This window comes from Fructobacillus evanidus (genome assembly GCF_963580165.1).
GTDB classification, from domain to species: domain Bacteria; phylum Bacillota; class Bacilli; order Lactobacillales; family Lactobacillaceae; genus Fructobacillus; species Fructobacillus evanidus.
Window position 1 is genome coordinate 109164 of record NZ_CAUZLM010000002.1, and the last position, 25847, is coordinate 135010.

Genomic DNA, 25847 nt, shown 5'->3' on the forward strand with positions numbered 1-25847 from the left:
TTTGTCTTCAAAACAAAGCATTCATTAAAAAAATCAGCTTGGAGCTTACTTTTCGTTATAGGCCACAGCGGCAGTGATAAAGCTGTTGTACAAGCCTTCTGGCTTGTTTGGCCGTGAAATAAATTCTGGATGGTATTGAGCAGCAATAAAGAAGTCGTTCTTTGGATATTCGATAACTTCCATCAACTTGTTATCAGGTGATGTTGCTGAGAAGACCATGCCAGCCTTTTCAAATTCGTCCCGGTACTTAATGTTAAATTCATAGCGGTGACGGTGACGTTCGTCAACTTCGGACTTGTTACCATAAGCGGCAGCAGTCTTTGTGCCTTCCAACAGGCAAGTTGGGTAGAAGCCAAGACGTTGTGTCCCACCCAAGTCAGTCACTTGGTTTTGATCATCCATCAAGGCGATGATTGGGTGCGTTGTTTCAGGGTTCAACTCAATTGAGTTGGCATCCTCATAACCCAAGACATCACGAGCAAATTCAACAGAGGCCAATTGCATTCCCAAGCAAACACCCAAGAATGGAATGTTGTTTTCACGGGCATAGCGAATGGCCTGAATCTTACCTTCTGTTCCACGAGGACCAAAGCCACCAGGAACCATAATGCCATCCATATCCTTCAACAAGGAAGCAACGTTTTCTTCCGTTACCGTTTCAGAATTAATGTGGGCGATTTCAACATCAGTGTCTTGTGAGTAACCACCGTGCTTCAAGGCTTCATTCACTGAGATATAAGCATCTTGCAAATCAGTATACTTACCAACAACGGCAACATGGATAGTCTTCTTTGGATGCTCGATGGCGTCAACCATGGCCTTCCATTCTGTCATGTCGGCTTCAGGAACATCCAAATTCAACTTATCAACAACCACTTGGTCCATCTTTTGTGCTTGCAAGTTCAAAGGAATTTCATACAAAGTGTCCACATCGCGTGATTCGATAACGGCTTGTGGGTTAACATCCGTAAAGGTTGCCAACTTTGTCTTCATTTCATCTGTCAATGGGTGTTGTGTCCGCAAGACCAACATGTCTGGTTGGATACCCAATGAGCGCAATGTTGTCACAGAATGTTGTGTTGGCTTTGTCTTTGCTTCGCCGGCAGCCTGTAAGTAAACAATCAATGATGTGTGTAAGTAGAAGACGTTTTCACTACCAAAGTCTGATTTCATCTGACGCAAGGCTTCGATAAATGGCAATGATTCGATATCACCAACCGTTCCACCAACTTCGACGATAACAACATCGGCATCAGTTGATTCACCGGCCTTGACAATCTTGTCCTTGATGGCGTTGGTGATATGTGGGATAACCTGGACCGTCGCACCATTGTAATCACCCTTACGTTCCTTGGCCAAAACTTCTGAATAAATTCGACCAGTTGTTACGTTTGAGTACATGTTGGTGTTGATGTCCATGAAACGCTCGTAGTGGCCCATGTCCAAATCAGTTTCAAGGCCATCGCCCGTCACATACGTTTCCCCGTGTTGGTATGGAGACATGGTACCTGGGTCAACGTTGATGTAAGGATCCAACTTTTGTATTGCCATCTTCAAGCCGCGGTTCTTCAACAAACGACCCAAAGAAGCTGCTACAATCCCCTTTCCAAGGGATGAAACGACCCCACCGGTGACGAAAATATACTTGGTTTGCTTCTTTGCCATAATGCCTCCTATGTTTTGCCTGACACACTGAATTTTGCTATGGTTTTAGCCAAAATTCGTTAAATAAAATAGAAAGGCTCCCAAGCAGTAGCTTGGGAGCCATAAAAGATTTTCACATTAAATGTGAGCCCTAATATATATTACAGACTGCCCCCCTGAATGTCAACACTAGATAAAATAATTATCTAGACCAAACAATTTCAGTTTTAAAGGCAGGAGACAGCCAGCTACTCATCAACAATTTCTTGATTAAAACGCTTCCAATTAAACAACCAAGACAGCCTTGTCAGCGAAGCTGATTTTTACTTCGCTTCCTGCTGGTTTCGGTGCGTCCAGAAGTACAAGAGCCCCATGAAGAGCAAGAAACCAAAGCCGATGGCCAATGGCACCCGAGTCGTTGGGTTAATCACCATGAAGACCAAAGTAATTAATAGGAAGAAAATCGCAAAGTAGTTCGACCATGGTGACAAGGCCAACATGAATGGGTGGCCCTTCATCAGGTCTGGGTTTTCCTTGCGGAACTTAATTTGAGAAATCAAGATCACAAACCATGGCACCATTCCCGGTAAGGTTGAAGCCGAGTAAACCAAGACGAAGATGTTCGCAGACCCCTTCCAGAAAAGTGGTAAGACGGCGTTTAAGACGATACCCAACAAAATCCCCAATGACATGGCCAAAACGGAAACGTCTGGCACGCGGTTCTTTGACAACTTCAAGAAGACCGGTGGCAATTCCTTTTGCTGTGCCAATGTGTACAACATCCGTGATGATGAGAACAAACCAGAATTCAATGCTGATGCAGCCGCCGTCAACATCACGAAGTTGATGATTCCAGCGGCAGCCGTAATCCCAACCTTGGCGAACGTTTCAACGAATGGTGAGCCGACCGTGTCTAATTTATCCCAAGGATAAATCGTCACAATCACAAAGATTGCCCCAACATAGAAAATCAAAATTCGAGCAACAATCGACTTAATTGACTTCACGATTGCTTCTTGCGGGTGGGCCGCTTCACCAGCCGTAATCCCGATGATTTCGATGGCTTGGTAAGAAGTGACCACGATTGACAAGGCAAACATGAAGCCCTTGAAGCCGTGAGCAAAGAATGGTCCATGTGACCAAAGGTTTGAGAAGCCAATGGCATGGCCATGATTTCCAAAGCCAAAGACAATCATCAACAGTCCCAAGATAATCATAAAGACAATCGTCAAAACCTTAATGATTGAGAACCAGGCTTCCAATCGACCGTAGGCCTTAACCGTTACCAAGTTTGTTAACGTCAACAGGATTAAGACAATCACACCTGTTACCCAAGTTGGCACACCCGGCCACCAGTAGTGCATGTAATCACCGACGGCGATTGTTTCCGAAATACCAACCGTCAACCACTGGAAGACATTCGCCCACACGGTTAGATAACCGGCAACCGGATGAATATACTTGGTTGCATAGTTGGCAAATGATCCAACAATTGGCTTCACGTAAAGCATCTCTCCCAATGCCCGCATGACAATATATAAGACTAACCCAGCCAATAGGTAGGCTAGCAAGACGGACGTTCCCGTCCACTTGATGGTCGAAGAGGAACCCAAGAAGAGTCCAACACCAATTGTTCCACCAAGGGCAATCATTTCCATCTGGAATGATGATAATGACCGCTTTAATTCTTTTCCATTTTCCATCTGTTTCTCCTTCACGCGGCTGGCAAACAAAAAAAGCGCCCCTAGAAATCTCTAGGGACGCTTGTTGCGTGGTACCACCCGTGTTTTGCCTAAGTAAAAAGACTTAGACAACACTCTTTTGCCAAGATAACGGCTGACAACCGGGCTTCGTTTCACGCATTACTCAAAGGCCACTACTGAGGGAGTTTTCACCGGCTTCGCCCGTCACTTTCACCAACCGTGACGTCTCTAGCAGACTGATACCGATTACTCGTCCTCATGAATGTGATAATTGTAAGCGTATCTGAAAAAAATTGCAAGTACTTTTATCAAAGACAATCGGGCGGTGACCATTGGTAGGCTGATTTTTCAAAAACTTACGACTCGACTTGATCGTATTTTGACAGGTTCATCACCTTCCAAATCAGCAGAGCGACTGCCCAGGCCACAACGAAAATAACCACCAAAATGATGCCCAATTCATTGAAATCAAGCGCACCCGCCCACTTGGTCAAGAAGTTGTCCCAGTGGAACATGGCTGACATTGATTGAATCAAGTCGACAACGCCGATAAAGCCGGCAGCAATAATCGAGATACTTGTCAAAATCAGGTTAAAGTAGACCTTCCGGTAAGAAGTTGAAATAATCCAGTTGTAGGTCGTTGACATAAAGAAACCGTCCAAGGTATCCATCAGGCACATTCCCGCAGTAAAGAACAAAGGCACGGACAAGATGGCGTACCAAGGAACACCGGCAGTCGTTGCCGTTGCCGATGTGGCCAAGACAGCCACCTGCGTTGCCGTATCAAAGCCCAAACCAAATAAGAAACCAACAATGGCCACCTGCCAGTTATGGTTCACTAAGTTCAACATCTTCATGAACAAGCGGTAAATCCGTGATTCAGCGGCTAATTGCTCGTTATCGGGGTCCAAAGACGCCTTCTTCATTTGCCGGAAATTTTTCCAAATACCACGCAGGATAAAGGTATTAAAGCAAGCCAGCATTAACAACATCACAGCGGCAATCATGGTCCCAAACATCCCACCAACGGACTCCAAAATTGGCAAAGAATGATCAGCCCACTCGACAAAAAGCACCGTCAATAAGGTCAGCAACACCACGACCAAAGAATGCCCGAAGGAGAAGGAAAACCCAACCCCTCTCGTGTTCTTGTGGTCATTTAACATTTTCCGAGTCATATTGTCGATGGCGGCAATGTGATCAACATCAAAGGCGTGCCGTAAGCCAAAGGTAAACGAAATGCCGGCCATCCCAAGCAATTGGGGATACTTGCCCATCCCCGTGCTCAAAAACACGATGCCCAGAGCCAAGATGCCCAAAATAAAGGCCCCATAACGGCTAATGTCGAACTTCCAACTGTGACTGTCTGTCATAAATACTGCTCCTCTTTTCTACTTTCTAAAAGCTACTTCAGTAATAAAAACCATGGCGATAATCAAAACTCGTAAAAATCAGCGCCATGTTGGCCATAATTTTGTCGATATCAAGTCCTTTCCGAATCACGATTGGGCATGGCTGAATGCCCACCTGATTGTTTTGTTCTGGGATTAATTGTCCATCTTGGTCAACCATCGAAACCATCACCCCTTGCTCATAACGGGTGTCGATGTTCTTGTCCGGTTGAATCGATGCCACGTAATCGTCGGCCTCAATCACCAAATCAGCAGCCTCTTCGATTCGCTCACCAATACCGGTAACCAAGCCCCGGTTTCCCTGCCCTGATGGGTTGGCAGAGCTGGCAAAGGCAAACTGGTGGTTCTTTTCCCATAACTCTTTCGCAATTTGTTCACTTGGCCGACCAAATTTGATGACAAAGCAACTCGTCTGTCGTTGATCCATCATCAATTCTTGGCAACCGTCATCTGGCAATTGTGCCATCCCCGTTTTTTTCCAAGGCAAGATGCAACCTAGCAAGATGTCTTGGTCCCAATGCTTTTGGTACAAGTCTCTGATTTCTGGTGTCATTTCGGCCAATTCTTCCAACTCGGCCATGGAGCCACACAAAACTACGCCCGGCTTATTGCGCTTGCGGTTCTTAGCGGAAAACTTCCGTTCCAAGCCCGCCTTATCCGTGGTCATAATGATGTAACCAACCTTGGTTGGGCTGACAATCATCCCCTTGCCCGCCTGCAAAATGGTCATGGCCTCTTCTTGAACATTCCCGTTCCAGTGCACTTGCTTTGTCATCGTCTTTGTCATCGTTTCAGTCATTTCCTTCTCCTCTTTTTTGAGCTAACGCTCGCTGTCAAACACATGTTTGTGGTGTCAGCTTTTTGCGATTGCTGATTTTACTTGCAAAAATTCCTTGGATGCTAGCAAGCATCCCCCTCGTTTTGATTGCCACATTTGTTTGGCTACTTACTCGATGGCGACCTTTTTCGTTTCCGGTCCAAAAATGGCCACGATTACCGCCGCAATCATGGCAATCGCTGCGATAAACCAAAAGATGACGCTGGCCTTCAGATACGCTAGGGCAAAAGCCACCACGTAGGGCGTAAAGACCGTCAAAATTTTAGCCACGGCGTTGGCAATTCCAGCACCCCGGAAACGGAAAGTCGTTGGGAACAGCTCAGCAACGTAAACACTCACAATCGAAGCCATCAAGACGTAAATTGCCAGCACTAAGATAAAGCCGACAACCATCACGGCTTCTGCCTGACGCTGGTTGGCATAAATCAGTCCCCAAACCGCTGTAAAAATAAAGGTCGTGATGATGACCTTTTTACGACCCAGCCAATCGACCAAGCTAGCACCCAATAGGGCTCCAAATGGCGCACCAGCCATCATGACGGCCGAGAAGACCAACGAGTGGGCCACTGCAACTCCCTGCTTAACCAACAGGGTTGGCATCCAGGAAGTAAAGGTATACTGGACCAAATTAATGGCGCTGACCGCAACAATCGCTACCAGCAATCCCCGCTTAATACTGGTTGCTTGTTTGGCCGGTTCTTCTACCATGCTTTGATTGGTGTGGTTTGTCAGGCCATCACGGTCCTGATTTAACTGGTCAATAATAACCGCTGCTTCCTGATAGCGTTTCTTAGAAATCAACCACCGTGGTGATTCTGGAAAACCACGACGGACAATCCAGAGTAATAGGGATAACCCACCAACGATGACAAACATCATCCGCCAGCTATAATGTGGAATCACATAAGCCGACAATAACAGGGTCAATGGAGCGGCCGAATTGGCGATCACCGATACTAAACCAGACCATTTTCCCCGACTAGCAATCGGTGCAAATTCATTAACCAATGAAAAGCCAGTTACGATTTCGGCACCCAAACCAATGGCGGCCAGAAAGCGCAGGACAATCAAGGTCCAAATATTTGGTGAAAGAGCAGCCAAGAGGGTCATTGACCCAAAAAGTAACAAGTTACTTTGATAAGCAATTCGGCGCCCAAAGTGGTCACCAATATAGCCAGCTAACAAGGAACCAAAGAAGAGCCCCATGAAACCAGCAGAGAGAAACATCGAACCCTGTGCCAGGGTTGCAAAGTGATTTTTCAACAAAACGGAATTAACGGCACTCACTAAGTAGACATCCGCCGCATCCAAGATCATCCCGGCAGCGACTAAAGTAAAAACCTTATAAAACAATGGGCTAGCACTACTGGTGTTCATCCGATTTTCTAATTGACTAACGCTTACTTGATCCATGGCTGCCCCCTTACACCAGCACCTGGCGCTGGTCTTCGTATGCCTGAATTTGGTCTGCATACTTCATGGTCAAATCGATATCATCTTCACCCTTTAAGAATTTTTCCTTCCACTGGGGGTTAATATCAAAATGAAAGTGACGATCGGCCATGGCAACGACCTGGTTAACGAGGTCGATTGTGATAGTTTCATCCGCAGCGACCGTCATCAAAATATCGCGGTCTGCCTTTGGCAACACAATCGGCAAGAGGCCATTTTTCGTCGCGTTCATATAAAAAATATCGGAAAAACTCCCAGCAATGACGGCCCGAAAGCCAAAATCAGTCAAGGCCCAAACGGCATGTTCCCGCGAGGAACCACTGCCAAAGTTATCGCCGGTAATTAAAATTGAAACGCCCTGATGGTCTTTTTGATTCAAGACAAAGTCTGGATTCTTTTGGCCATCAGCAAGGTAACGCCAATCCCAGAAAAGGTACTTGCCAAAGCCCGTCTTTAAAATATTTTTCAAAAATTGCTTGGGCAAAATCAAATCAGTATTGACACTATTAGCATCAATAACGGCTGCCCGTCCCACTTCTTTTACGAATGACTGCATCTTAGACCCCCATTGCCGATTCGGCTGTGTCATGAATCTTGGTAATATCCACAAAGTGACCGGCAATGCCGGCGGCTGCCACCATTGCTGGTGAAGCAAGGTGCGTCTTGGACCCCTTCCCTTGTCGACCAACAAAGTTTCGATTCGACGTTGAAGCGGCATGCTTGCCGGCTGGGATTTTATCCTCATTCATCGCCAGACAGGCTGAACAGCCAGGTTCGCGCCACTGGCAGCCCGCGTCCACGAAAATTTGCGCCAGGCCATCTTTCATTGCCCGATTGCGAATGGCCCGGCTGCCCGGCACAATCCAGGCCGTGATGTTTGGTGCCAGATGCTTGCCTTTCATGATCTTGGCAGCCTCTACCAAATCCTCGTACCGCGAATTCGTGCAAGAACCAATGAAAATATAATCAAGTGGGATTTCCTCGGCAGCCATCCCCGGATGCAAGCCGATATAGTCGTAGGCCGCCTGGTCGTCTGAATTCAAAATGGCCGGCGTCTTTTCATCAACAGCCATGGCCATTCCTGGATTGGTTCCCCAGGTCACCATTGGTTTCAAATCACTAACATCAAATTCAATCAAACGATCAAAAGCTGCTTCATCATCCGTTTTCAGTTGTGACCAAACTTCCTTGGCCTTTTCCATGTCCTTTGGCGCCCGCTTGCGGCCCGCCACATAATCAAAGGTGGTTTGGTCTGGTTGGACCATCCCGGTCTTCGAACCAGCCTCGATGCACATATTGCAAATCGTCATCCGCTCTGGCATCGACAAGTTTTCAATCGTCTCACCAAAGAATTCAATCGCATACCCAGTGCCAAAGGAAACCCCGTACTTGGCAATCAAAGCCATAATCAAATCCTTGGCATAGGTATTGGCGGGCAAGTGCCCAGTAACTTTAATGCCCATGGTTTTTGGTTTCATTTGCCAAATCGTTTGGGTGGCCATCACATGTTCAACTTCCGATGTACCGATTCCAAAGGCAATGGCACCAAAAGCACCATGGGTAGCGGTATGGGAATCACCGCAAACAATCACTTTGCCCGGTTGTGTCAGTCCGAGTTCTGGGCCAACAACATGGACAATCCCCTGGTCCTCATCCCCCACGGATGCCAAATCAACACCAAAGTCCTGACAATTTTTTCCCAAGGTGGCCATCTGCAACCGTGACATTTCGTCTTGGACGCTCTCAAGGTTCTTGGTAGGCACATTGTGGTCCATCGTCGCAAAGGTTAAATCAGGACGACGCAAGCGTCGGTTACTCGTCCGCAGTCCATCAAAGGGTTGCGGTGACGTCACCTCATGCACGAGGTGTAAATCAACATAGAGCAACTGTGGTTGCCCCGGTTCACCAGCGATGACGTGTTGGTTCCAAATTTGATCAAAAAGTGTCTGGCTCATGAGAAGACCCCCTCTTGCATCGCATTCATCACTTGCTCAGTCACCTCTTTGGTGGTCAATGTCCCACCCATATCAGGTGTTACCTGTCCCCGACGGATAGTCAACTCGACTGCTTCATCGATTTGCTTGGCTAATTTTTCCTGGTGAAAACTTTGGGACAACATTAGAGAAACTGTTTTAATCATCGAAATCGGGTTGGCAATCCCCTGACCGGCAATATCTGGCGCCGAACCATGAATTGGTTCGTACATTTTTGGACCGGTTGCACCAGCAGAGAGCGATGGAATCTGACCAATCGTGCCAGTAATTTGAGCAGCCTCATCGCTTAAAATATCACCGAACAAATTTGGGGTGATCAATACATCAAACTGGGTTGGATCCGCGACAATGGCCATTGCGGTGGCATCAACATAGCGGTAATCGACCATCACTTCGGGGTAGCGTTGCGCCACGGCTTGGCCAACTTCCCGCCAGAGCTTTGAGGTCGCCAGCACATTGGATTTATCAACAACCGTCACGTGCTGACGACGACTTTGCGCCAAGTCAAAGCCATAAACCATGATGCGCTCAATTTCGGAGCGGCTATAGTACATCGTGTCGATTGCCTGATCAAATGTTTTTGACCGTGGTTCGCCAAAGTAAGCACCAGAGGTTAGCTCGCGAACAATCACGAAGTCTGTTCCGCGGACAATCTCGGTCTTCAATGGCGATTGGTCAATTTGTGAGTCGGCAACCACTGTTGGCCTGACGTTAGCAAAGAGTCCCAACTCAGACCGTAGTGCCAACAAACCATCTTCCGGCCTTTTTGGACAGGCATTCCACTTTGGTCCACCAATGGCACTCAACAAAATGGCATCGGCACGCTTGGCTTGGTTAATCGTGTTGTTTGGCAATGGTTCACCAACCTGATCAATTGCTTGACCACCAAAGGGCAAAAATTCTGTTTCATAAGTAAAATCAGTTCCCTGAGTCACAGCGGCCAAGACATCCAAGCCAGCAGCCATGATTTCTGGTCCAATACCATCACCTTCAAAGACAACAATCTTTTGACGAGCCATCATTTTGCCACCACCCCTTCTGCTACTTCCTGTTCAGCTAAGGCAATCAACTGGTCGTCGGAAACGATGCTAACCTTTTCTGCTAGGGTCTTAAAGGCTGGGAAAAGATGGGCGATATTTTCAATCGGCATCTCATAGCCCAATTCTTTCAATTTGGCTGAAACAGCATGTGAACCAGACAATTTACCCAATGGCATGGAGGCACTGGCGCCAACCATGGCTGGTGACAAAATTTCGTAGGTTGCAGGGTTTTTCAAATACCCATCCTGGTGAATGCCTGATTCATGAGCAAAGGCATTCCGACCAACAATCGCCTTGTTCGCCGCAATTTTGACCTTCGAATAACTTTCGACTTGGTGGGCAATTTTAGTGGCTTGTTGCAAGTTCAAGCCAATCGCTTGCTGGCAGTGGTCATGGCGAACCTGCAATGTAACTGCCGCTTCAATCAAGTCAACGTTACCGGCTCGTTCGCCAATCCCATTGATGGTCCCTTGAATTTCTGTTGCGCCATGGGCAACTCCTGCCAAGGCATTGGCATTGGCCAAGCCCAAATCATTGTGCGTATGGGTTGACCAGGCGACCTGATCAAAAGCTTTAACATGGTCATGAAGGTAATCAAATAATTCACCATATTCTTCTGGCAAATCATAACCAACCGTATCTGGAATATTGATGGTCGTGGCCCCAGCCGCAATCGCAGCGTCAATACTTTCGACCAAGTAGTCCGGTTCCGTCCGAGTGGCATCTTCTGGTGAAAAGATGACCTTGTCGACGCGACTCTTGGTGTAGGCAACGTCCTCTTGAATCTTTGCAATAATTTCTGCCTTGGACATCTTTAACTTGGTCTCACGATGAATTGGCGAAGTCGCGATAAAGACATGAATCGTTTGGTGCTTGGCCTTCTTTGTGGCAGCAATCGCAGCATCAATATCTTTTTTCACCATGCGGGCTAGGCCTACCACTTCTGCCTCTTGAACCGCCTCACTCACAGCTTCAACTGCTTCAAAGTCTTCCGCAGATGCTGCCGGGAAGCCGGCTTCAATGGCATCAATGACAAAGTTTTCGAGGCTTTTGGCTAAAGCGACCTTTTCGTCAATCGAGAAATTCACACCGATTGTTTGTTCCCCATCACGTAATGTTGTGTCATAAAATCTAATCTGGTTTTTCATACTCTTCCCTCACTTTGTGAATAAAAAAACGGGCTAATCAAAATGACTAGTCCGCAAAGAGAAAAAAATGAATTGCCGTGGCTAGCCATTAGGATGTCCCCCCTAACAGCCAGCTAAAAACCTTGGCTCGTTAGGGGTTGCCCAACAAGCCAAGCAAGTTTGCGCTGTGCATGGTCTTAACAATCATTACGCCTTGGTTCTTCATGATTTTTCTCCTCCCTTAGATTCGTTATAATCATGATAATACCTTGCTCATTAGATTTCAATTAAAATATTAAGTTTTTATCATTATTTTCTAACTCAGGCCTAACATGGCCTTGGCATATGGAGACATCCTTTCAACCGACCAAGCCGGTTCCCAACGATATTCAATCTTAACTTCCTCGACACCATCAATAATTTTCAAGGCATCGGCGACCATTTCTTCTAAAGTGCCCATAATTGGACACCCAATCACGGTCAAGGTCATATTGACCAGGCACAGCCCCTGGTCATTTAAATCAATTTCATTAATAAAGCCCAAATTAACGACATCCACACGAAAGTCCGGGTCAATCACCTGACTCAAGGCCAACATGATTTCTTCTTTTTTTCCTGCATCCATTTTTTAACCCACCGATCCACTCATTTCAAACTTCATCAAACGGTTCAACTCCACCGCGTATTCCATCGGCAGTTCTTTGGTAAATGGTTCCACAAAGCCCATGACAATCATTTCGGTTGCCTTTTCAGCCGAAATTCCCCGGCTCATCAGATAATAAAGCTGGTCTTCAGAAACCTTGGAAACTTTAGCCTCGTGCTCCATGGAAACATTTCCGTTCAAAACAGTGTTATAGGGAATGGTATCTGCGGATGATTGGTCATCCACCAAGATAGTGTCACATTCGACGTGGGCAAAAGAGCCGGCCGAATCGCGACCAAATTTCACCGTTCCCCGGTAATCTGTTGACCCACCATCATGAGCAATGGACTTGGACACAATCGAAGAGGACGTATTGGGTGCATTATGAATCATCTTGGCACCAGAATCTAAGTTCACGCCCGCACCGGCAACAGCAATCGAAAGCATGGTCCCTCTGGCTCCCTGGCCATTCAAATAGACCGAAGGATATTTCATCGTTGTCTTTGAGCCAAAGTTCCCATCGACCCATTCCATTGTGGCGTTTTCCTCGGCCGCTGATCGCTTCGTTTCCAGTGAATAAACGTTATACGACCAGTTTTGAATGGTCGTATAGCGGCAATAGCCATCCTTTTTTACAATCACTTCCACCACGGCCGCATGTAGAGAATCCTCCGAATAGGTTGGTGCGGAGCAACCCTCGACATAGTCAACATGGGCACCCTCATCGACAATAATCAACGTGCGTTCAAACTGCCCTTCCTTTTCCGTGTTAATTCGAAAATAAGACTGGATCGGTGTCGTGACATGAACGCCCTTTGGTACATAGATAAAAGTTCCCCCGGACCAGACGGCCGAGTTTAAGGCAGCTAATTTATTATTGGTGGGCTTCACCAATGAACCCAAGTATTCTCGAACCAGTTCTGGATATTCCTGCACAGCCGTGTCGGTGTCCGTGAAAACAATTCCCGTCTTCTCAAACTCCTCTTTCATCCGGTGGTAAACCACTTCGGACTCATACTGGGCAGACGAGCCGGCCAGCCACTTTCGTTCGGCCTCTGGAACACCCAAGCGCTCAAACGTATCCTTTAATTCCTGGGGGACATCGTCCCAATCGCGGTATTTCCCGTTGGTTGGCTTGTTATAGTAATAGATTTCGTCAAAGTTCAGTTCAGATAGGTCCGGACCCCAATCCTGCATCGGCATCTTCAAATAGGCCTGGTAAGACTGAAGGCGAAAATCAAGCATCCAATCGGGCTCATTTTTCTTAGCCGAAATTTTACGAATAATGTCCTCATTTAGTCCCTGCCCAGTCGAATAGACCGCCTGGTAGTCATCGTGAAAGCCATGAGCATACTCCTCGTCGGCCCCGATGGCCGCCCGCGTTCGCTGCAGGTCGTCTTGTCGATCGATTTCCATTCTTACTCCCCCTCAATCTTAGCTATTAAATCAGTCGCCGCATGGCTGGCGAGAGTGGCGCACTTTAATCGGGTTGGAAACTGACGAACACCGGCCAAAGCCGACAATTCACCAAGGTCAACATCCTGAGCTTGCCCATCTTCAGACTCAACTGATTGGCTTTCGCCGGTCAAAAGGCCACCCTGGTCCTGACCCTGGCTCTGATCCGCCGTTAATAATTCAGAAAATGCCGCTAATTTTTTCCGAGCCGCTGGCAAACTTTGCCCAATCAGCTGTTCGGTCAGCATTGAAGCCGCAGCCAGCGAAATGGCACAACCCGCGCCATCAAAGGACATGTCTTGAATCTGATTTTCCAAAACAACCATTCGCACTTGTAGGACGTCCCCACAGCTCGGATTAAACTTTTCGACTTGCCGGCCAACCGAGGCTGGCAACGTCCGGAAATGATGCGGCTTTTTAGCATGGTCCAAGATAACCTGCCTGTATAAAATTCCTAAGTCTGCTTGATTCATACAAAGTACTCCCGGGCCTGACGTAGGGCCAAAACAAAGCGGTCAAGGTCTTCTTGGTTGTTGTAAAAGGCAAAGGTAGCACGAACGGCCGATTGAATGCCCAAATAATCCATTAATGGCTGGGCACAATGGTGGCCCGCCCGGACCTCAACGCCAGCCATATCCAACACCGTGGCAACATCATGCGGATGAACACCCGCTAAGTTAAAGGACAAAACACCATGGTGGTTTTTGGCGTCCTTTGGTCCATAAACAGTCAGATCAGGGATTTCTGCTAAGGCGGACAAAGCACCCGCCATCAACTCCTCCTCTTTGTCGGCGATTGCCGTTAATCCAACCTCGTTCAAGTAATCGACAGCTGCTCCAAGACCAATGGCGCCAGCAATATTGGGCGTCCCGGCTTCAAAGCGCCAGGGCACCTCTTGAAAGGTGGATTCCTCTAACGTCACCCGCTCAATCATTTCCCCACCGTATTGCACCGGTGTCATCGCCTCTAAGAAATCAGCTTTCCCATACAGCACTCCGATTCCGGTCGGCCCGAGCATTTTATGCCCGGAAAAGGCATAGAAATCAACATCTAAGTCCGAAACATCAATTGGAAAATGGCCGACGGCCTGGGCCCCATCAACAATGACCGTCGCCCCAACTTCATGGGCGAGCGCCGTCATTTCCTTGACCGGTGCCAGGCTGCCAAGGACATTGGAAACATGGGCAAAGGAAACAATTTTCGTCTGCTTACTGAGCTTGTTTTTAAAATCAGCCAGGTCAATTTCCCCGTCAGCTGTCAGGGAAACATATTGCAACTGAGCCCCCGTCGCCTTGGCCAATACTTGCCAAGGAACAATGTTGGAGTGATGCTCCAACTGGGTTAACAAAATTTCATCCCCAGCCTCTAGTTGATTGGGCCCATAGCCCTGGGCCAGCCAATTCAGACTTTCGGTCGTCGACCTGGTAAAGACGATGTTTTTGGCAGCAGTTGCACCAATCATGGCTGCAACCTTCGCCCGCGCGCCCTCATAACTAATCGTAGCCTCTTGTGAGAGCGTATAAACGCCACGGTGAACATTGGCATTTTCTCGGTCATAATAGGCCCGAATGCGGTCTAAAACCTGGACTGGTTTTTGGCTTGTCGCCGCCCCATCGAGGTAAGTTAGCGGATGGCCGTTGACCTGCCGCTTTAAAATTGTAAAGTCATCTCGTACCGTTTTCATCGTTTAACTTTCTTTCAATGGCTGCAACAACCTGATTTTCGACCTTCTGATCATGGATTTTCGCGAGGATTTCACCCACAAAGCCACGAACAACCAGCCGTCTAGCAACCTGTTCCGTCAAACCGCGACTCATCAAATAGTAGAGTTGCTGGTCATCGACCTGGCCAACCGAGGCCGCATGCCCGGCCGTGACATCACTTTCGTCAATCAAAAGCAACGGATTGGCCTCACCACGAGCGCGCTTAGACAGCATCAAGACCCGTGATTCCTGCTGGGCATCGGATCCTTTGGCGCCCTTGATAATCCGCCCCATCCCATTAAAAATCAGGCTCGAACTATTCAAAATCACTCCACGTTGGAAGATATGACCAACCGTATGCCGACCGATATTTTGGATTTCGGTGTTAAAACCTTGGACCTGCTTGCCCGCAGTAAACGCGGCCACCTCGGTTTCTGATTTGGCACCCTCACCAACAAGCTTGGTCGTCAATTGGCTAATCACGTTGCCATCGTTAAAGGCAGCGTTGACCCAGTTGACTTCCGCCTGGTTACCAACAACGGCCTGCCGGTTAATAAAGCCAGTTGTCTCCTGGTCTAAGTGGTCGAAGTTCACCATCGTCAGCTTGGCACCAGTGGCCGCCAAAACCTCAACTACTAAGGAAACATTGCTGATGCCGGCAGTAGCCGTCTCCAACTGACTGACGATTCGTGCCTGACTATTTTGATCGGCATAAATCACCACTCGGCCGACCAAGTCACCGTCTGCACCCAAATGAGCCAAAAAGAGATTCAAATTTTCAGCAACAGTCACCCCGGCTGGTAAATAGATAAAGAGACCCGTGTTAGCACTTTGCAGATTTTCTGCCGTCAAGCGGTCCTTTGCCTCGGCCACTTGGTCATAAACCTTTGCGACTAAGTCTGGGTAGTCTTGCTTGGCTTGCTTCAATGGTAGCAATAAAACGCCGGCCTCCGCCAAGTCCTCCGGCAAATCATAATACGTTTGGCTCAGTCCGGCCAACTCAATCCCGGCCTCCCCGGCTTGCGCCATCAAAGGATGTTCTGCCTGCCCTTGACCGGGCACTAAATCCGTCAGACCCCAATGTTGGAAACGAACCTTGGGAAAGTCTGGTAGGGGCAATTCTTCAATTATTTGTCTTTTGACCTCTTCCATCTCACACCACCGGTACATCTTCGTCTGTCAGCGTAATATCGAGTCCTAATTCATCACGAAGGGCCGCATAACCCTCACCTTCCAAACGCTTGGCCAAATCAGGACCGCCAGTCTTCACGATCTTGCCACCCATCATCACGTGCACATAATCTGGCACGATGTAGTCGAGCAAGCGTTGATAATGCGTAATCATCAAGGTGGCAAAATCAGCCGAGCGCATGCTATTAACACCCTTTGAAACAACCTTTAAGGCATCAATATCCAAGCCGGAATCGATTTCATCGAGAATGGCAATCGCTGGCTTAATCATTAGCATTTGCAGAATTTCATTGCGCTTCTTTTCTCCACCGGAGAAGCCTTCGTTCAAATAGCGACTGGCCATCTCGGCGTTCATCGACAAAAAGTTTCGCTTTTCTTCCAATTCCTTCATGAAAGTCATGACATCCACTTGGTCGTCATCGGCACGTCTGGCATTCACGGCCGAACGCATAAACTCAAAATTCGTAATACCTTGAATTTCAGCCGGATATTGCATGGCCAAAAATAGGCCAGCTCGAGCACGTTCATCAACACTCATTTCACTTAAGTCCTGGCCATCCAGCTTGATGGTTCCCTGGGTGATTTGATAGGCGGGATGACCCATAATTGTTTGTGATAAGGTCGATTTTCCAGTTCCATTCGGTCCCATAATGGCGTGAATTTCACCCGTATTAACCGTCAGGTTGACACCCTTTAAAATTTCTTTGCCGTCGATTTGAACATGGAGGTCTTCAATTTTTAACGTCTTCATTTATCATCCTATTCTCATAAATATCATTATTTTCTAATCATTATCAACTTATTTGGATTAAAATGCAAGAAGAGATGACAAGAGCCACAACCCCTGTCGATGTTTTCCATCGGCAGGGCCTTGCAGCCCCTAATTGTCAGTATTTTGTTCCAAAAAGTTAGAAACTTTTGAGCCACTTATTTTTCAAAGATAGTGGGCCGCTAATACTCTCTATCCGTCAACCAAAAAATCAGTGCACTAATTTATCCCAGATCACCACTTCACCCGAGTCAAGTGACTTGGGCACATCGATAATTCGCTGGTTGGCACTACCACGGAATTGGAGTGTCAAATCCTTTTCTTCTTCCAAGAATCGACCATCCACTAAGATATCAATTAGAGACAATAATTCCAGCTTGTCATCCGTTTCTTTCATCAACTCATCCCAGGTATAACCGGTCCAAGACCAGATATCCTTTGTGTGACCAAATTCCTGGCGAATTCGTTTGGCCAATTGGATGCAGACTTGGGTATTCAAGAAGGGTTCCCCGCCTAATAGCGTCAAGCCCTGGACATAGTCCTTTGATAAGTCTTCAATAATTTGGTCTTCGAGTTCCATTGAGTAAGGCTGACCATAATGGAAGTTTTGCGCAACCACGTTATAGCAACCCGGACACATAAACTTGCAACCAGAAACATATAAGGAGCACCGGACACCCTCACCATCGACAAAGTTAAAGGCCTTGTAGTCCGCAATAAAGCCTTGACTAAGCTCTTCTGCGGTCCATTCTTTGGGCATCGGATTGTTTGGTTTTCTGATAGCTTGCGACATCTGTAATCATCTCCTGTGTTAAATGCTTTGCTCGTGCTGCGATTTCAACGTGACGGCCATGGACCATTGGTCGCTGTTGCGGGTTACCTAGGTAACCACAGGTCCGCTTGACCACATCACACATCTGCGGATCATGGTTGCCACACTGTGGACAGGCAAATCCCCTGGCAGTTGCCTTGAAGTCTCCGGAGAAACCACACTTGAAGCACTTATCAATTGACGTATTGGTTCCTAAGTAGCCAACGTGGTCATAGGCCCAATCCCAAACAGCCTCTAAGGCTTGCGGGTTTTGACGCAAGTTTGGGTACTCACAGTAGTGAATAAAACCACCGGCGGCGTACTTTGGAAAGGCTTCTTCGAAGCTGATTTTGTCAAACGGCGTTGGATGCTTACGGACATCATAGTGGAAACTATTTGTGTAGTATTCCTTTTCCGTAATATCTTCAATCTTGCCGAACTTTTCGATATCGGCTTCGCAGAAAGTATCCGTCAACGATTCAGCCGGAGTGGAATAAAGGCTGTAGTGGTAGCCACTTTCCTTTTCCCATTCAACACAGTAATCATGCATTCGCTTGACGATTTCCTCGGCAAAGTCGTGCGCTTCTTGGTTTCCTTCCCAGTTTGAACCATAGAAGGCAGCAACCGTTTCGTACAAACCGATATAACCCAACGAAACCGTGGCCCGACCATTCTTGAAGACTTCATCAACGCTGTCCGTCTTCTTCAAACGCTTACCAAAGGCTCCATACATATACAGAAGTGGTGCATTTTCTGGCACGGCTTCCTTGGTTCGTTCAATTCGATAAGCCAAGGCCTGATGCGTCAAGGCAATCTTTTCATCAAAGATTTGCCAGAAGAGTTCCTTATTTTGCTTCGCAAAGAGTGAAATTCGAGGAAGGTTCACCGTGACAACACCCAGGTTCATGCGGCCGGAATTCACTTCTTGACCGTTTTCGTCTTCCCAACCTTGCAAGAAGGACCGGCAACCCATTGGCGTCTTAAAGGAGCCAGTGATGTCGATAATCTTGTCATACATCAGCAAATCAGGATACATCCGCTTCGTTGAGCATTCGAGTGCTAATTGCTTAATATCATAGTTGGGATCATTTGGGTTGAGGTTCAAACCGCGCTTAACCGTGAAAGTCAACTTAGGGAAAATGGCCGTCCGGCGTTCCTTCCCAAGGCCCTTGATTCGAATTTGGAGAATGGCCTTTTGGATTTCGCGCTCAATCCAGTTGGTTCCTAAACCAAAGTTAATCGTTGTAAAGGGTGTTTGTCCCTGAGAAGAATACAAGGTATTAATTTCATATTCCAAGGCTTGCATGGCATCATAGATGTCTTTTTTGGTCTTGGCCTTGGCATATTCCTCTTGCTTGTCTTCCGTGACCCAGTTCTTGGCATCAATTAAGTGCTTGTCATAATTCTTCTTAGCAAAGGGGGCCAACAATTGATCGATTCGGTTGGCCGAGCAGCCACCATATTGGGAGGAGGCGACATTGGCAATGATTTGTGACATCTGTGCCGTTGCCGTTTGAATTGAATTTGGGGAATCAACCCAGGCATTACCGATCTTATAACCATTGTTCAAAAGGTTATCAAAATCAATCAAACAACAATTAGTAGCGGGCGTCACCGGTGAGTAATCCAAATCATGCCAGTGAATGTCACCGCGCATGTGTCCTTTGGCGACCATCTTTGGCAGCATTTGCATTCCCAATGCCCGACTGGCAGCACCAGCTTCCAAATCACGTTGGGTATTAAAAACCCGACTATCCTTGTTCGCATTTTCGTGAACAACAGATGCATCCTTATCGAATAACTTTTCAATTCGCTTTTGAACATTAGAAGCATCGGCGAACTTTTGTTTGTCTTTTTCCCAGTACGTTTGATATTGGTTGATGGCTTCTTCTTCGCCATGCTTTTCTAAACAAGCATTCAAGAGCGTCCGAATTTCTGTAGTCGTGACCTTCTTGGTCTTTGCCAAAGTTTCGGTCAATTCTGCCATAATGGCTTGAGCAGTTTCTGGTGATAAATTCAGGTGTTCCAGGATAAAGTCGATCTTATAAGCATAAAAGGCCATTGCTTGGCCACTTTGCTTGATCACGGTTAGCTGTTTCAATTGATAATTTTCGATTGCCTGTACCATTCTAAATTACTTCCTCCTGTTTTTTGTTTTTTTGGGGTAACTCAAATACTACAACGATTTTGATTTTTAGAACAGATGTTCGTTTGTGAAAAACACCCCCTCAAGTGCTTTTAGTCTTAGGGAAAAAGGAGCTTAGAATGATAATTACCATTTGTTTACAATCAGAAAAAATTAGCAACAAAAAAATAACTATTTGTTATTGAAATTCTTCACAAAACCTTTTTAACAATGAACCAATTCTGCGTATAATAGAGAGAAAAAGGACGGAACTATGTACACAGACGATTCACTGGTATTGCATACTGATGCATACCAAATCAATATGATTTACACCTATTGGAAAGACAAAATTGATCAAAAGCCAGTGGTCTTTGAAGCCTATTTCCGCAAAATGCCCTTTGACAACGGCTACGTTGTTTTCACGGGGCTGGAACGACTCGTTAAGGCTCTAACAAACCTTCACTTTAGCGATGCTGATATTGACTACCTGCGGTCATTAGACCTCTATGAAGAAGACTTTCTGCTCTATTTGAAGAACTGGCGGTTAACGGCGACCATCCGCTCCGCATTAGAGGGTGAAGTCATGTTCAATCACGAACCGTTGATTCAAGTCGATGGCCCTTTGGTTGATGCCCAGCTGTTGGAAACGCTCTTGTTGAATATCATCAACTTCCAGACACTGATTTCAACGAAGGCAGCTCGGATTGCTTCTGTTACCGACGGTCAGCCATTACTTGAATTTGGAACAAGACGGGCCCAGGAACTAGATGCCGCCCTTTGGGGAACGCGCGCCGCTTACATTGGTGGCTTTGATGCCAGCTCAAACGTTCGAGCAGGGAAACTTTTCCATATCCCAATCTCTGGAACGCATGCCCACGCCTTGATTCAGGCCTACCAAAGCGACTATGAAGGTTTTCGGGCCTATGCCAAAACCCACCATGATGTCGTTTTCTTGGTTGATACCTTCGATACCCTAAAATCAGGTGTGCCCAACGCTATCAAAGTGGCCAAGGAATTCGGCGACAAAATCAACTTCCAAGGAGTTCGAATCGATTCAGGCGATATGGCCTACCTCTCAAAGAAGGTTCGGGCAATGCTCGATGAAGCCGGTTTCCCAGATGCGAAAATCTACGCTTCCAACGACCTGGACGAAAATACCATCCTAAATTTGAAAAGTCAGGGTGCCAAGATTGATGTTTGGGGCATTGGCACTAAGCTGATTACCGCCTACGACCAACCTGCCCTTGGTGCCGTCTACAAAATGGTCAGCATTGATGGACAAAACACCATTAAGTTATCCAATAACGTCGAAAAAATTTCCACGCCCGGTAAAAAGCAAATTTGGCGGATTACCGATAAGAAGGATGGCAAATCAGAAGGTGATTATTTGACCTTCTTTGGCCAGGACCCAAATCAAGTGGAAACACTCCACATGTTTGATCCGAACCACCCCCTGCTTTCCAAGGAAGTGACTGATTTTCAGGCAACCCCCATTCTCCATGACATTTTCGTCAATGGAAAATTAGTCTACGACCTGCCTGATATCAAAGCTATTAAGGCTTACGCCAAAAACTCACTGGACAATCTCTGGGATGAGTACAAGCGCATCTTAAACCCAGAAACCTATCCCGTCGATTTGGCACAAGATCTGTATGATGCCAAAAACGACTTAATTCAAACCATCCGTCAACAAATCAAGGAGATGAAAGCATGAGAGCCCTTCAAGCCAAAATTATCGCCGAACTACACGTGCAACCCGTTATTGATCCGCAAGCCGAAATTCGGCGGTCAGTTGACTTCTTAAAGCAGTACTTGACCCACAGTGCCTATCAAGGATTGGTCATGGCCGTTTCTGGCGGCCAGGATTCAACACTGGCTGGTAAATTAGGCCAGATGGCCATTGATGAGCTCAGAGAAGAAACGCAAGAAGATTATCAATTTATCGCTATCCGCCAGCCCTACGGCCAGCAACAAGATGAAGACGATGCCCAGGCAGCGCTTGATTTCATCAACCCTGATCAGACCGTTACGACCAATATCAAATCAGCGACCGACGCCATGGTTACCTCCTTGCGTGAGGCTGGTTTGGTCGTTGACGACTTGAGCCGGGGCTCGATTAAGCCCAAGATGCGCATGATTGCCCAGTATGCCGTTGCCAGAGAACACCAGGCAGTTGTGATTGGCACCGACCATGCAGCCGAGGCCATCGCCGGGTTCTTTACCAAGTACGGTGACGGTGGCACGGATATCAACCCCCTCTGGCGACTAAACAAGCGCCAAGGACGGGCACTGCTTGAAACCTTGTCAGCTCCCGCTCATTTGTACGAAAAGACACCGACAGCTGATTTGGAAGACGACCGACCACAGCTGCCAGATGAAGTGGCCCTAGGAGTCTCTTACAAGACCATAGACGACTATTTGGAAGGCAAGCAGGTTTCTACTAGCGACGCCGAGAAAATTGAATCACTCTACTTAAATAGCCAGCAAAAAAGGCACGAACCAATTACGATTTACGACACTTGGTTTTATTAATCATTAAGAACACAAAAAGGACTTCAGGATTTACCTTGCGGTAGAACCTGAAGTCCTTTTTAACTGTCTTTTTTGGACAAAGAAAAAGCAGAACTTTTTCAAGTTCTGCTTATCTTTGGAATCTCCCAAGGTCGCCTGATTAACTCAGTGCTCCCGCTCGGATTCGAACCGAGGACCTTGGGATTAAAAATCCCCTACTCTAACCAACTGAGTTACGGAAGCAATCCTGTGCCTTAGCACATTTATATATATTACCGAAGCAAGAGCAAAAAAGCAATACTTTTTAAAAAATATTTTTACTTTTTTATTGCTCCTCATCCCCATCAGACAAGTCATCCAAGTCATCTGAACCGGCTAATTCTGTCAGGTTATCTTCGATGGCTTCGTCCTTTTCAGCTTCGTCGTCATCTTCGGCATCATTGCCGTCACCAGTCTCGGCGTTGTGACCTTCAAGGTCATCAAAGTCATCGTCTTCTGGATCATCATCGTTATAGTCAATCACGTCGTCATCGGCTGATGCAGAATCGGCAAAGACGTTAACCTTCTTAGAGGCCTTCTTCTTCTTTGGCTTTTCTTCTTCATCATCAATTTCGTGAATTGATTCATCGATTGCATCGACTGGATACCATGAACGCAGAGCCCATTCGTTATTTCCCAAAGAAATAAACGAACCGTCAGTGTTCAAGTCCGTATAAAATTGTGACAATCGACTTTGGAAAGCATCCGTATCGATTTCCAAAAAGTTTTGGATGGCCGTTACTAAATCAGTAAAGGCCATGGCCTTCTTTTGTTCTGCTAAGATGGCCGTAGCGATTTCCACCAAGGACATCTCTTCCTTGAGTTGACCGTTTTCTAAATTTGACATGGCTCTCGTCCTTTCGCGCTTCTAACTAGTTGAGTATACTGGATTTCGGCCCAAATTGCAAGGCAACCTGGTATTGACCGACCACCTGATCATTGGCAGACAAGGCGTAAGCCAAATCTAACGACCCGACCTGCTTGCCTTCATCAAAGGTAAAGTCAAGCTGGTTAGTGTTGGTTGAAAGCAACATCATACCTGCCACCGTTTGATAGGGCTGGTGTTCAACCAAGCCAGGTTGAAAGACCATGCGCGTCTTCGTCACATTATGACGACTAAGGCTGATTTGATTTTCGGCAAGCTTAAAGATGACCTTGGTCTCACCCTCTTCATCAATCTTTTCGGTGTAGGCCAAATAGACGCTCTCACCCTTGATGGTCAATACTCCGGTCGTTTCAATGTCATAGCGCTCGTCACCGGCGTCTTGAAAGACCTGGTGACTGATTTTTACTTGTACTTCTTTTTGGCTCATTTAGTTAAAATTGCTCCTAATATTTTCACAAACAGCTAAAGTCTATTATAATAAGAAAAAGCACGAAGGGAAAGGTCAAATATGTCGGAAAAATTAGCACACGAAAAAGTCCTCCGCGATCCAATTCACAAATTCATTCACATCCAAGACCAATTAGTCTTAGACTTGATTAATACTCCCGAGTTCCAACGACTCCGCAGGGTTGAACAACTTGGTGTAACGGCCTTTGTTTTCCACGGGGCTGTTCATGACCGTTTTGGTCATTCCGTCGGCGCCTACGAATTAGCACGGCGAATTACCGACTACTTTAACGAGTATTATCGTACAACAACGCCTGGTGATGGCCTCTGGGATCCAGAAGAACAAATGCTCACGGTTGTCGCTGCCCTTTTGCATGACGTCGGTCATGGCGCCTTTTCACACACTTTTGAGCACCTTTTCCACACTAACCACGAACAAATGACCCAGGATATCATTACCGGTGATACTGAGATTAATCGAATTTTGCAATCTTACAGTCCTGATTTCGCCAACAAAGTTGCCTCAGTCATTGCCAAAACCTATGAAAATCCCCAGGTCGTCCAACTGATTTCCAGTCAATTAGACGTAGATCGAATGGATTACCTTCTGCGCGATGCCTTTTATACCGGCGCCACTTACGGTGAATTCGATATCGACCGGATTATGCGAACGATGAAGCCTTGCAAAACCGGGATTGCCTACGACATTGCTGGTATGCATGCGGTTGAAGACTACATTGTTTCCCGCTATCAGATGTACCTTCAGGTCTACTTCCACCCGGTTTCACGTGGGATGGAAGTGATTTTGGAGCACCTCTTGGGTCGCGTCAAGGAACTCCTTTCACAGGGACACAATACCGGTGACTTGGTTGGGCCTTTGCTAGCGCCCGTCTTTGAACCCGACCACGATTTGACCATTGATGAGTACCTGCGCCTCGATGACAATCTCTTTATGACGGCCATCAACGGTTGGCAAGACTATCCTGACCAAATCTTAGCGGACCTTTCATCTCGCTTCTTAAACCGCCGGCCATTTAAATCCATCCAGATTAATGAGCAATCAGCGCCCTACCTGGCTGAGCTCGAGCAAATCGTCAAGGACGCTGGGTTCGACCCAGAATACTATACAGCTCAAAATGACGCCTATGACCTCCCTTACGATGATTATAAGCCAAGTGAGAAGAAGCCACGGACCCAAATCGAGCTCGTTTTAAGTGATGGCAGCCACCGGGAATTATCACAGCTATCAGCCCTTGTCGCCTCCATTAAGGGGCGGGCTTCCTTGGACCAACGATTCTTTTTCCCCAAGGAAATGCTGAACAACGGTCCAGACGACCTTTTCTCCCAGGTTCACCAAAATTTCCGGTCACTAATTAAAAATGATACGTTCATCCCTGGTGAACATTAAAGAGGTACCATTAACGATGTTAATGGTGCTTTTTTTCATATTGAGCTAACATTCCAAAATGAACCAACAGTTCATTAGCCATTTCGCGCACTTCGGCAATTTCATCTTGAAAGTCTGTGACAATAAAATACTGAAGTAGATTACTAATACCACCTGAACCAAAATAATAAATTAATTTTGACCGTTGTTCCTGCCCGTTACCAAAAATACTTAAATTCCGATTTTCTAGAATCACCTGCTGTAGAAGATGACTTTTCCCCCGCTGATTTAATCGACTTAAAAATGCTTTATGTGGCTTAAAGTAACTATATATCGCGACAATCAAATCATCAAAATGAACGATTGTCTGTTTTGGTAATTGATAAAAATCTTGAATCAATTGTTCAATTCTTTCTTTTAAAAGTTCATCAATCGTCGAAAAATGACGATAAAACGTCCTTCTGGCGATGCCGGCTTCAAGGCAAACCGAACTAATCGATATTTTGTCAAATTCCTTTTCACTCATCAATTGGTCAAGTGCTTGCCAAAGCAAACGGTAAGTTTGTTGCACTTGAACCTGTCGCTTGATTTCCGGCTTACTATCTGTCATATTTTTCCTCTTTTTGTAGCAGTTATCCAGCTAATCTATCTTTTTTGACGGTAGTGG

23 protein-coding genes, 1 tRNA gene and 1 other annotated feature are annotated in these 25847 nt (G+C 46.5%); of the genes, 3 read left to right on the forward strand and 21 right to left on the reverse strand.

The window, feature by feature from the left end:
* Nucleotides 1-45: 45 nt before the first annotated feature.
* The 17 genes from AABI08_RS01930 to nrdD all read right to left on the reverse strand — a co-directional run bounded on the left by AABI08_RS01930 (nucleotide 46) and on the right by nrdD (nucleotide 19910).
* A complete protein-coding gene (locus tag AABI08_RS01930; protein WP_338343409.1) occupies nucleotides 46-1665 on the reverse strand; it encodes a CTP synthase in 1620 nt (539 codons plus the stop codon).
* 302 nt (nucleotides 1666-1967) lie between these two features.
* Complete coding sequence (locus tag AABI08_RS01935; RefSeq protein WP_338343410.1) at nucleotides 1968-3347, reverse strand: amino acid permease; 1380 nt, start codon at nucleotides 3345-3347, stop codon at nucleotides 1968-1970.
* A gap of 50 nt (nucleotides 3348-3397) precedes the next feature.
* Nucleotides 3398-3619: a binding site (T-box leader), on the reverse strand.
* Between the two features lie 84 nt (nucleotides 3620-3703).
* Nucleotides 3704-4720 (reverse strand): HoxN/HupN/NixA family nickel/cobalt transporter, encoded by a 1017-nt coding sequence (locus tag AABI08_RS01940; protein WP_338343411.1) that lies wholly within the window; start codon nucleotides 4718-4720, stop codon nucleotides 3704-3706.
* 37 nt (nucleotides 4721-4757) lie between these two features.
* Nucleotides 4758-5534 carry an L-threonylcarbamoyladenylate synthase gene (locus AABI08_RS01945; protein WP_338343516.1) on the reverse strand — a complete coding sequence of 259 codons (777 nt, stop codon included), beginning with the start codon at nucleotides 5532-5534 and terminating at the stop codon, nucleotides 4758-4760.
* A 171-nt stretch (nucleotides 5535-5705) separates the two neighbouring features.
* On the reverse strand, nucleotides 5706-7010 hold the full coding sequence (locus AABI08_RS01950) for an MFS transporter (protein ID WP_338343412.1): 1305 nt from the start codon (nucleotides 7008-7010) through the stop codon (nucleotides 5706-5708).
* A gap of 10 nt (nucleotides 7011-7020) precedes the next feature.
* Nucleotides 7021-7605 carry a 3-isopropylmalate dehydratase small subunit gene (gene leuD, locus AABI08_RS01955; protein ID WP_338343413.1) on the reverse strand — a complete coding sequence of 195 codons (585 nt, stop codon included), beginning with the start codon at nucleotides 7603-7605 and terminating at the stop codon, nucleotides 7021-7023.
* Between the two features lies 1 nt (nucleotide 7606).
* Nucleotides 7607-9004 carry a 3-isopropylmalate dehydratase large subunit gene (gene leuC, locus AABI08_RS01960; protein ID WP_338343414.1) on the reverse strand — a complete coding sequence of 466 codons (1398 nt, stop codon included), beginning with the start codon at nucleotides 9002-9004 and terminating at the stop codon, nucleotides 7607-7609.
* Nucleotides 9001-10065, reverse strand: coding sequence for a 3-isopropylmalate dehydrogenase (gene leuB, locus AABI08_RS01965; protein WP_338344137.1), 1065 nt, complete (start codon nucleotides 10063-10065; stop codon nucleotides 9001-9003). Before leuB ends, leuC begins: the two co-directional genes overlap by 4 nt.
* Nucleotides 10062-11231: a 2-isopropylmalate synthase gene (locus AABI08_RS01970; RefSeq protein WP_338344139.1), complete on the reverse strand. Its 1170-nt coding sequence runs from the start codon at nucleotides 11229-11231 to the stop codon at nucleotides 10062-10064. The genes leuB and AABI08_RS01970 overlap by 4 nt, the downstream gene beginning before the upstream one ends.
* Nucleotides 11232-11526: 295 nt before the next feature.
* Entirely contained in the window at nucleotides 11527-11835 is a 309-nt protein-coding gene (locus tag AABI08_RS01975; RefSeq protein ID WP_203619303.1) for a metal-sulfur cluster assembly factor, read from the reverse strand.
* Between the two features lie 3 nt (nucleotides 11836-11838).
* Complete coding sequence (gene sufB / locus AABI08_RS01980) at nucleotides 11839-13269, reverse strand: Fe-S cluster assembly protein SufB (protein WP_338343417.1); 1431 nt, start codon at nucleotides 13267-13269, stop codon at nucleotides 11839-11841.
* 2 nt (nucleotides 13270-13271) lie between these two features.
* Nucleotides 13272-13781, reverse strand: a complete 510-nt coding sequence (gene sufU / locus AABI08_RS01985) for a Fe-S cluster assembly sulfur transfer protein SufU (protein WP_338343418.1) — start codon at nucleotides 13779-13781, stop codon at nucleotides 13272-13274.
* A complete protein-coding gene (locus AABI08_RS01990) occupies nucleotides 13778-14992 on the reverse strand; it encodes a cysteine desulfurase (protein WP_338344142.1) in 1215 nt (404 codons plus the stop codon). The genes sufU and AABI08_RS01990 overlap by 4 nt, the downstream gene beginning before the upstream one ends.
* Complete coding sequence (sufD, locus tag AABI08_RS01995; protein WP_338343420.1) at nucleotides 14973-16163, reverse strand: Fe-S cluster assembly protein SufD; 1191 nt, start codon at nucleotides 16161-16163, stop codon at nucleotides 14973-14975. The genes AABI08_RS01990 and sufD overlap by 20 nt, the downstream gene beginning before the upstream one ends.
* A gap of 1 nt (nucleotide 16164) precedes the next feature.
* Nucleotides 16165-16953, reverse strand: coding sequence for a Fe-S cluster assembly ATPase SufC (gene sufC, locus AABI08_RS02000; protein WP_059393622.1), 789 nt, complete (start codon nucleotides 16951-16953; stop codon nucleotides 16165-16167).
* A 229-nt stretch (nucleotides 16954-17182) separates the two neighbouring features.
* Nucleotides 17183-17764 (reverse strand): anaerobic ribonucleoside-triphosphate reductase activating protein, encoded by a 582-nt coding sequence (nrdG, locus tag AABI08_RS02005; RefSeq protein WP_338343421.1) that lies wholly within the window; start codon nucleotides 17762-17764, stop codon nucleotides 17183-17185.
* Entirely contained in the window at nucleotides 17700-19910 is a 2211-nt protein-coding gene (nrdD, locus tag AABI08_RS02010) for an anaerobic ribonucleoside-triphosphate reductase (protein WP_338343422.1), read from the reverse strand. Before nrdD ends, nrdG begins: the two co-directional genes overlap by 65 nt.
* A gap of 271 nt (nucleotides 19911-20181) precedes the next feature.
* On the opposite strand from nrdD, the gene AABI08_RS02015 reads away from it, so the two are divergent.
* Nucleotides 20182-21624, forward strand: a complete 1443-nt coding sequence (locus AABI08_RS02015) for a nicotinate phosphoribosyltransferase (RefSeq protein WP_338343423.1) — start codon at nucleotides 20182-20184, stop codon at nucleotides 21622-21624.
* A complete protein-coding gene (gene nadE / locus AABI08_RS02020; RefSeq protein WP_338343424.1) occupies nucleotides 21621-22442 on the forward strand; it encodes an ammonia-dependent NAD(+) synthetase in 822 nt (273 codons plus the stop codon). Before AABI08_RS02015 ends, nadE begins: the two co-directional genes overlap by 4 nt.
* Before the next feature lie 148 nt (nucleotides 22443-22590).
* On the opposite strand, the gene AABI08_RS02025 is transcribed toward nadE, so the two are convergent.
* The 3 genes from AABI08_RS02025 to AABI08_RS02035 all read right to left on the reverse strand — a co-directional run bounded on the left by AABI08_RS02025 (nucleotide 22591) and on the right by AABI08_RS02035 (nucleotide 23773).
* Nucleotides 22591-22664: transfer RNA gene (locus AABI08_RS02025), tRNA-Lys, on the reverse strand.
* Between the two features lie 82 nt (nucleotides 22665-22746).
* Nucleotides 22747-23307 carry a DNA-directed RNA polymerase subunit delta gene (rpoE, locus tag AABI08_RS02030; protein ID WP_338344144.1) on the reverse strand — a complete coding sequence of 187 codons (561 nt, stop codon included), beginning with the start codon at nucleotides 23305-23307 and terminating at the stop codon, nucleotides 22747-22749.
* A gap of 25 nt (nucleotides 23308-23332) precedes the next feature.
* Nucleotides 23333-23773, reverse strand: coding sequence for a YwiB family protein (locus AABI08_RS02035; protein ID WP_338343426.1), 441 nt, complete (start codon nucleotides 23771-23773; stop codon nucleotides 23333-23335).
* An 81-nt stretch (nucleotides 23774-23854) separates the two neighbouring features.
* On the opposite strand from AABI08_RS02035, the gene AABI08_RS02040 reads away from it, so the two are divergent.
* Nucleotides 23855-25201, forward strand: a complete 1347-nt coding sequence (locus AABI08_RS02040) for an HD domain-containing protein (RefSeq protein ID WP_338343427.1) — start codon at nucleotides 23855-23857, stop codon at nucleotides 25199-25201.
* Nucleotides 25202-25220: 19 nt separating this feature from the next.
* Here AABI08_RS02040 and AABI08_RS02045 read toward each other — a convergent pair whose 3' ends face one another.
* A complete protein-coding gene (locus tag AABI08_RS02045) occupies nucleotides 25221-25790 on the reverse strand; it encodes a TetR/AcrR family transcriptional regulator (protein WP_338343428.1) in 570 nt (189 codons plus the stop codon).
* Between the last annotated feature and the right edge of the window lie 57 nt (nucleotides 25791-25847).

Coding starts and splice junctions, on each gene's coding strand:
- sufC (WP_059393622.1), bottom strand. CDS start 16,953: ATGAAGACGTTAAAAATTGAAGACCTCCATGTTCAAATCGACGGCAAA.
- AABI08_RS01935 (WP_338343410.1), bottom strand. CDS start 3,347: ATGGAAAATGGAAAAGAATTAAAGCGGTCATTATCATCATTCCAGATG.
- AABI08_RS02040 (WP_338343427.1), top strand. CDS start 23,855: ATGTCGGAAAAATTAGCACACGAAAAAGTCCTCCGCGATCCAATTCAC.
- sufD (WP_338343420.1), bottom strand. CDS start 16,163: ATGGAAGAGGTCAAAAGACAAATAATTGAAGAATTGCCCCTACCAGAC.
- AABI08_RS01950 (WP_338343412.1), bottom strand. CDS start 7,010: ATGGATCAAGTAAGCGTTAGTCAATTAGAAAATCGGATGAACACCAGT.
- leuD (WP_338343413.1), bottom strand. CDS start 7,605: ATGCAGTCATTCGTAAAAGAAGTGGGACGGGCAGCCGTTATTGATGCT.
- rpoE (WP_338344144.1), bottom strand. CDS start 23,307: ATGTCAAATTTAGAAAACGGTCAACTCAAGGAAGAGATGTCCTTGGTG.
- AABI08_RS01990 (WP_338344142.1), bottom strand. CDS start 14,992: ATGAAAACGGTACGAGATGACTTTACAATTTTAAAGCGGCAGGTCAAC.
- AABI08_RS01945 (WP_338343516.1), bottom strand. CDS start 5,534: ATGACAAAGCAAGTGCACTGGAACGGGAATGTTCAAGAAGAGGCCATG.
- sufB (WP_338343417.1), bottom strand. CDS start 13,269: ATGGAAATCGATCGACAAGACGACCTGCAGCGAACGCGGGCGGCCATC.
- leuC (WP_338343414.1), bottom strand. CDS start 9,004: ATGAGCCAGACACTTTTTGATCAAATTTGGAACCAACACGTCATCGCT.
- leuB (WP_338344137.1), bottom strand. CDS start 10,065: ATGATGGCTCGTCAAAAGATTGTTGTCTTTGAAGGTGATGGTATTGGA.
- AABI08_RS01975 (WP_203619303.1), bottom strand. CDS start 11,835: ATGGATGCAGGAAAAAAAGAAGAAATCATGTTGGCCTTGAGTCAGGTG.
- AABI08_RS02045 (WP_338343428.1), bottom strand. CDS start 25,790: ATGACAGATAGTAAGCCGGAAATCAAGCGACAGGTTCAAGTGCAACAA.
- AABI08_RS01970 (WP_338344139.1), bottom strand. CDS start 11,231: ATGAAAAACCAGATTAGATTTTATGACACAACATTACGTGATGGGGAA.
- AABI08_RS01940 (WP_338343411.1), bottom strand. CDS start 4,720: ATGACAGACAGTCACAGTTGGAAGTTCGACATTAGCCGTTATGGGGCC.
- nadE (WP_338343424.1), top strand. CDS start 21,621: ATGAGAGCCCTTCAAGCCAAAATTATCGCCGAACTACACGTGCAACCC.
- AABI08_RS02015 (WP_338343423.1), top strand. CDS start 20,182: ATGTACACAGACGATTCACTGGTATTGCATACTGATGCATACCAAATC.
- AABI08_RS01930 (WP_338343409.1), bottom strand. CDS start 1,665: ATGGCAAAGAAGCAAACCAAGTATATTTTCGTCACCGGTGGGGTCGTT.
- nrdD (WP_338343422.1), bottom strand. CDS start 19,910: ATGGTACAGGCAATCGAAAATTATCAATTGAAACAGCTAACCGTGATC.
- AABI08_RS02035 (WP_338343426.1), bottom strand. CDS start 23,773: ATGAGCCAAAAAGAAGTACAAGTAAAAATCAGTCACCAGGTCTTTCAA.
- nrdG (WP_338343421.1), bottom strand. CDS start 17,764: ATGTCGCAAGCTATCAGAAAACCAAACAATCCGATGCCCAAAGAATGG.
- sufU (WP_338343418.1), bottom strand. CDS start 13,781: ATGAATCAAGCAGACTTAGGAATTTTATACAGGCAGGTTATCTTGGAC.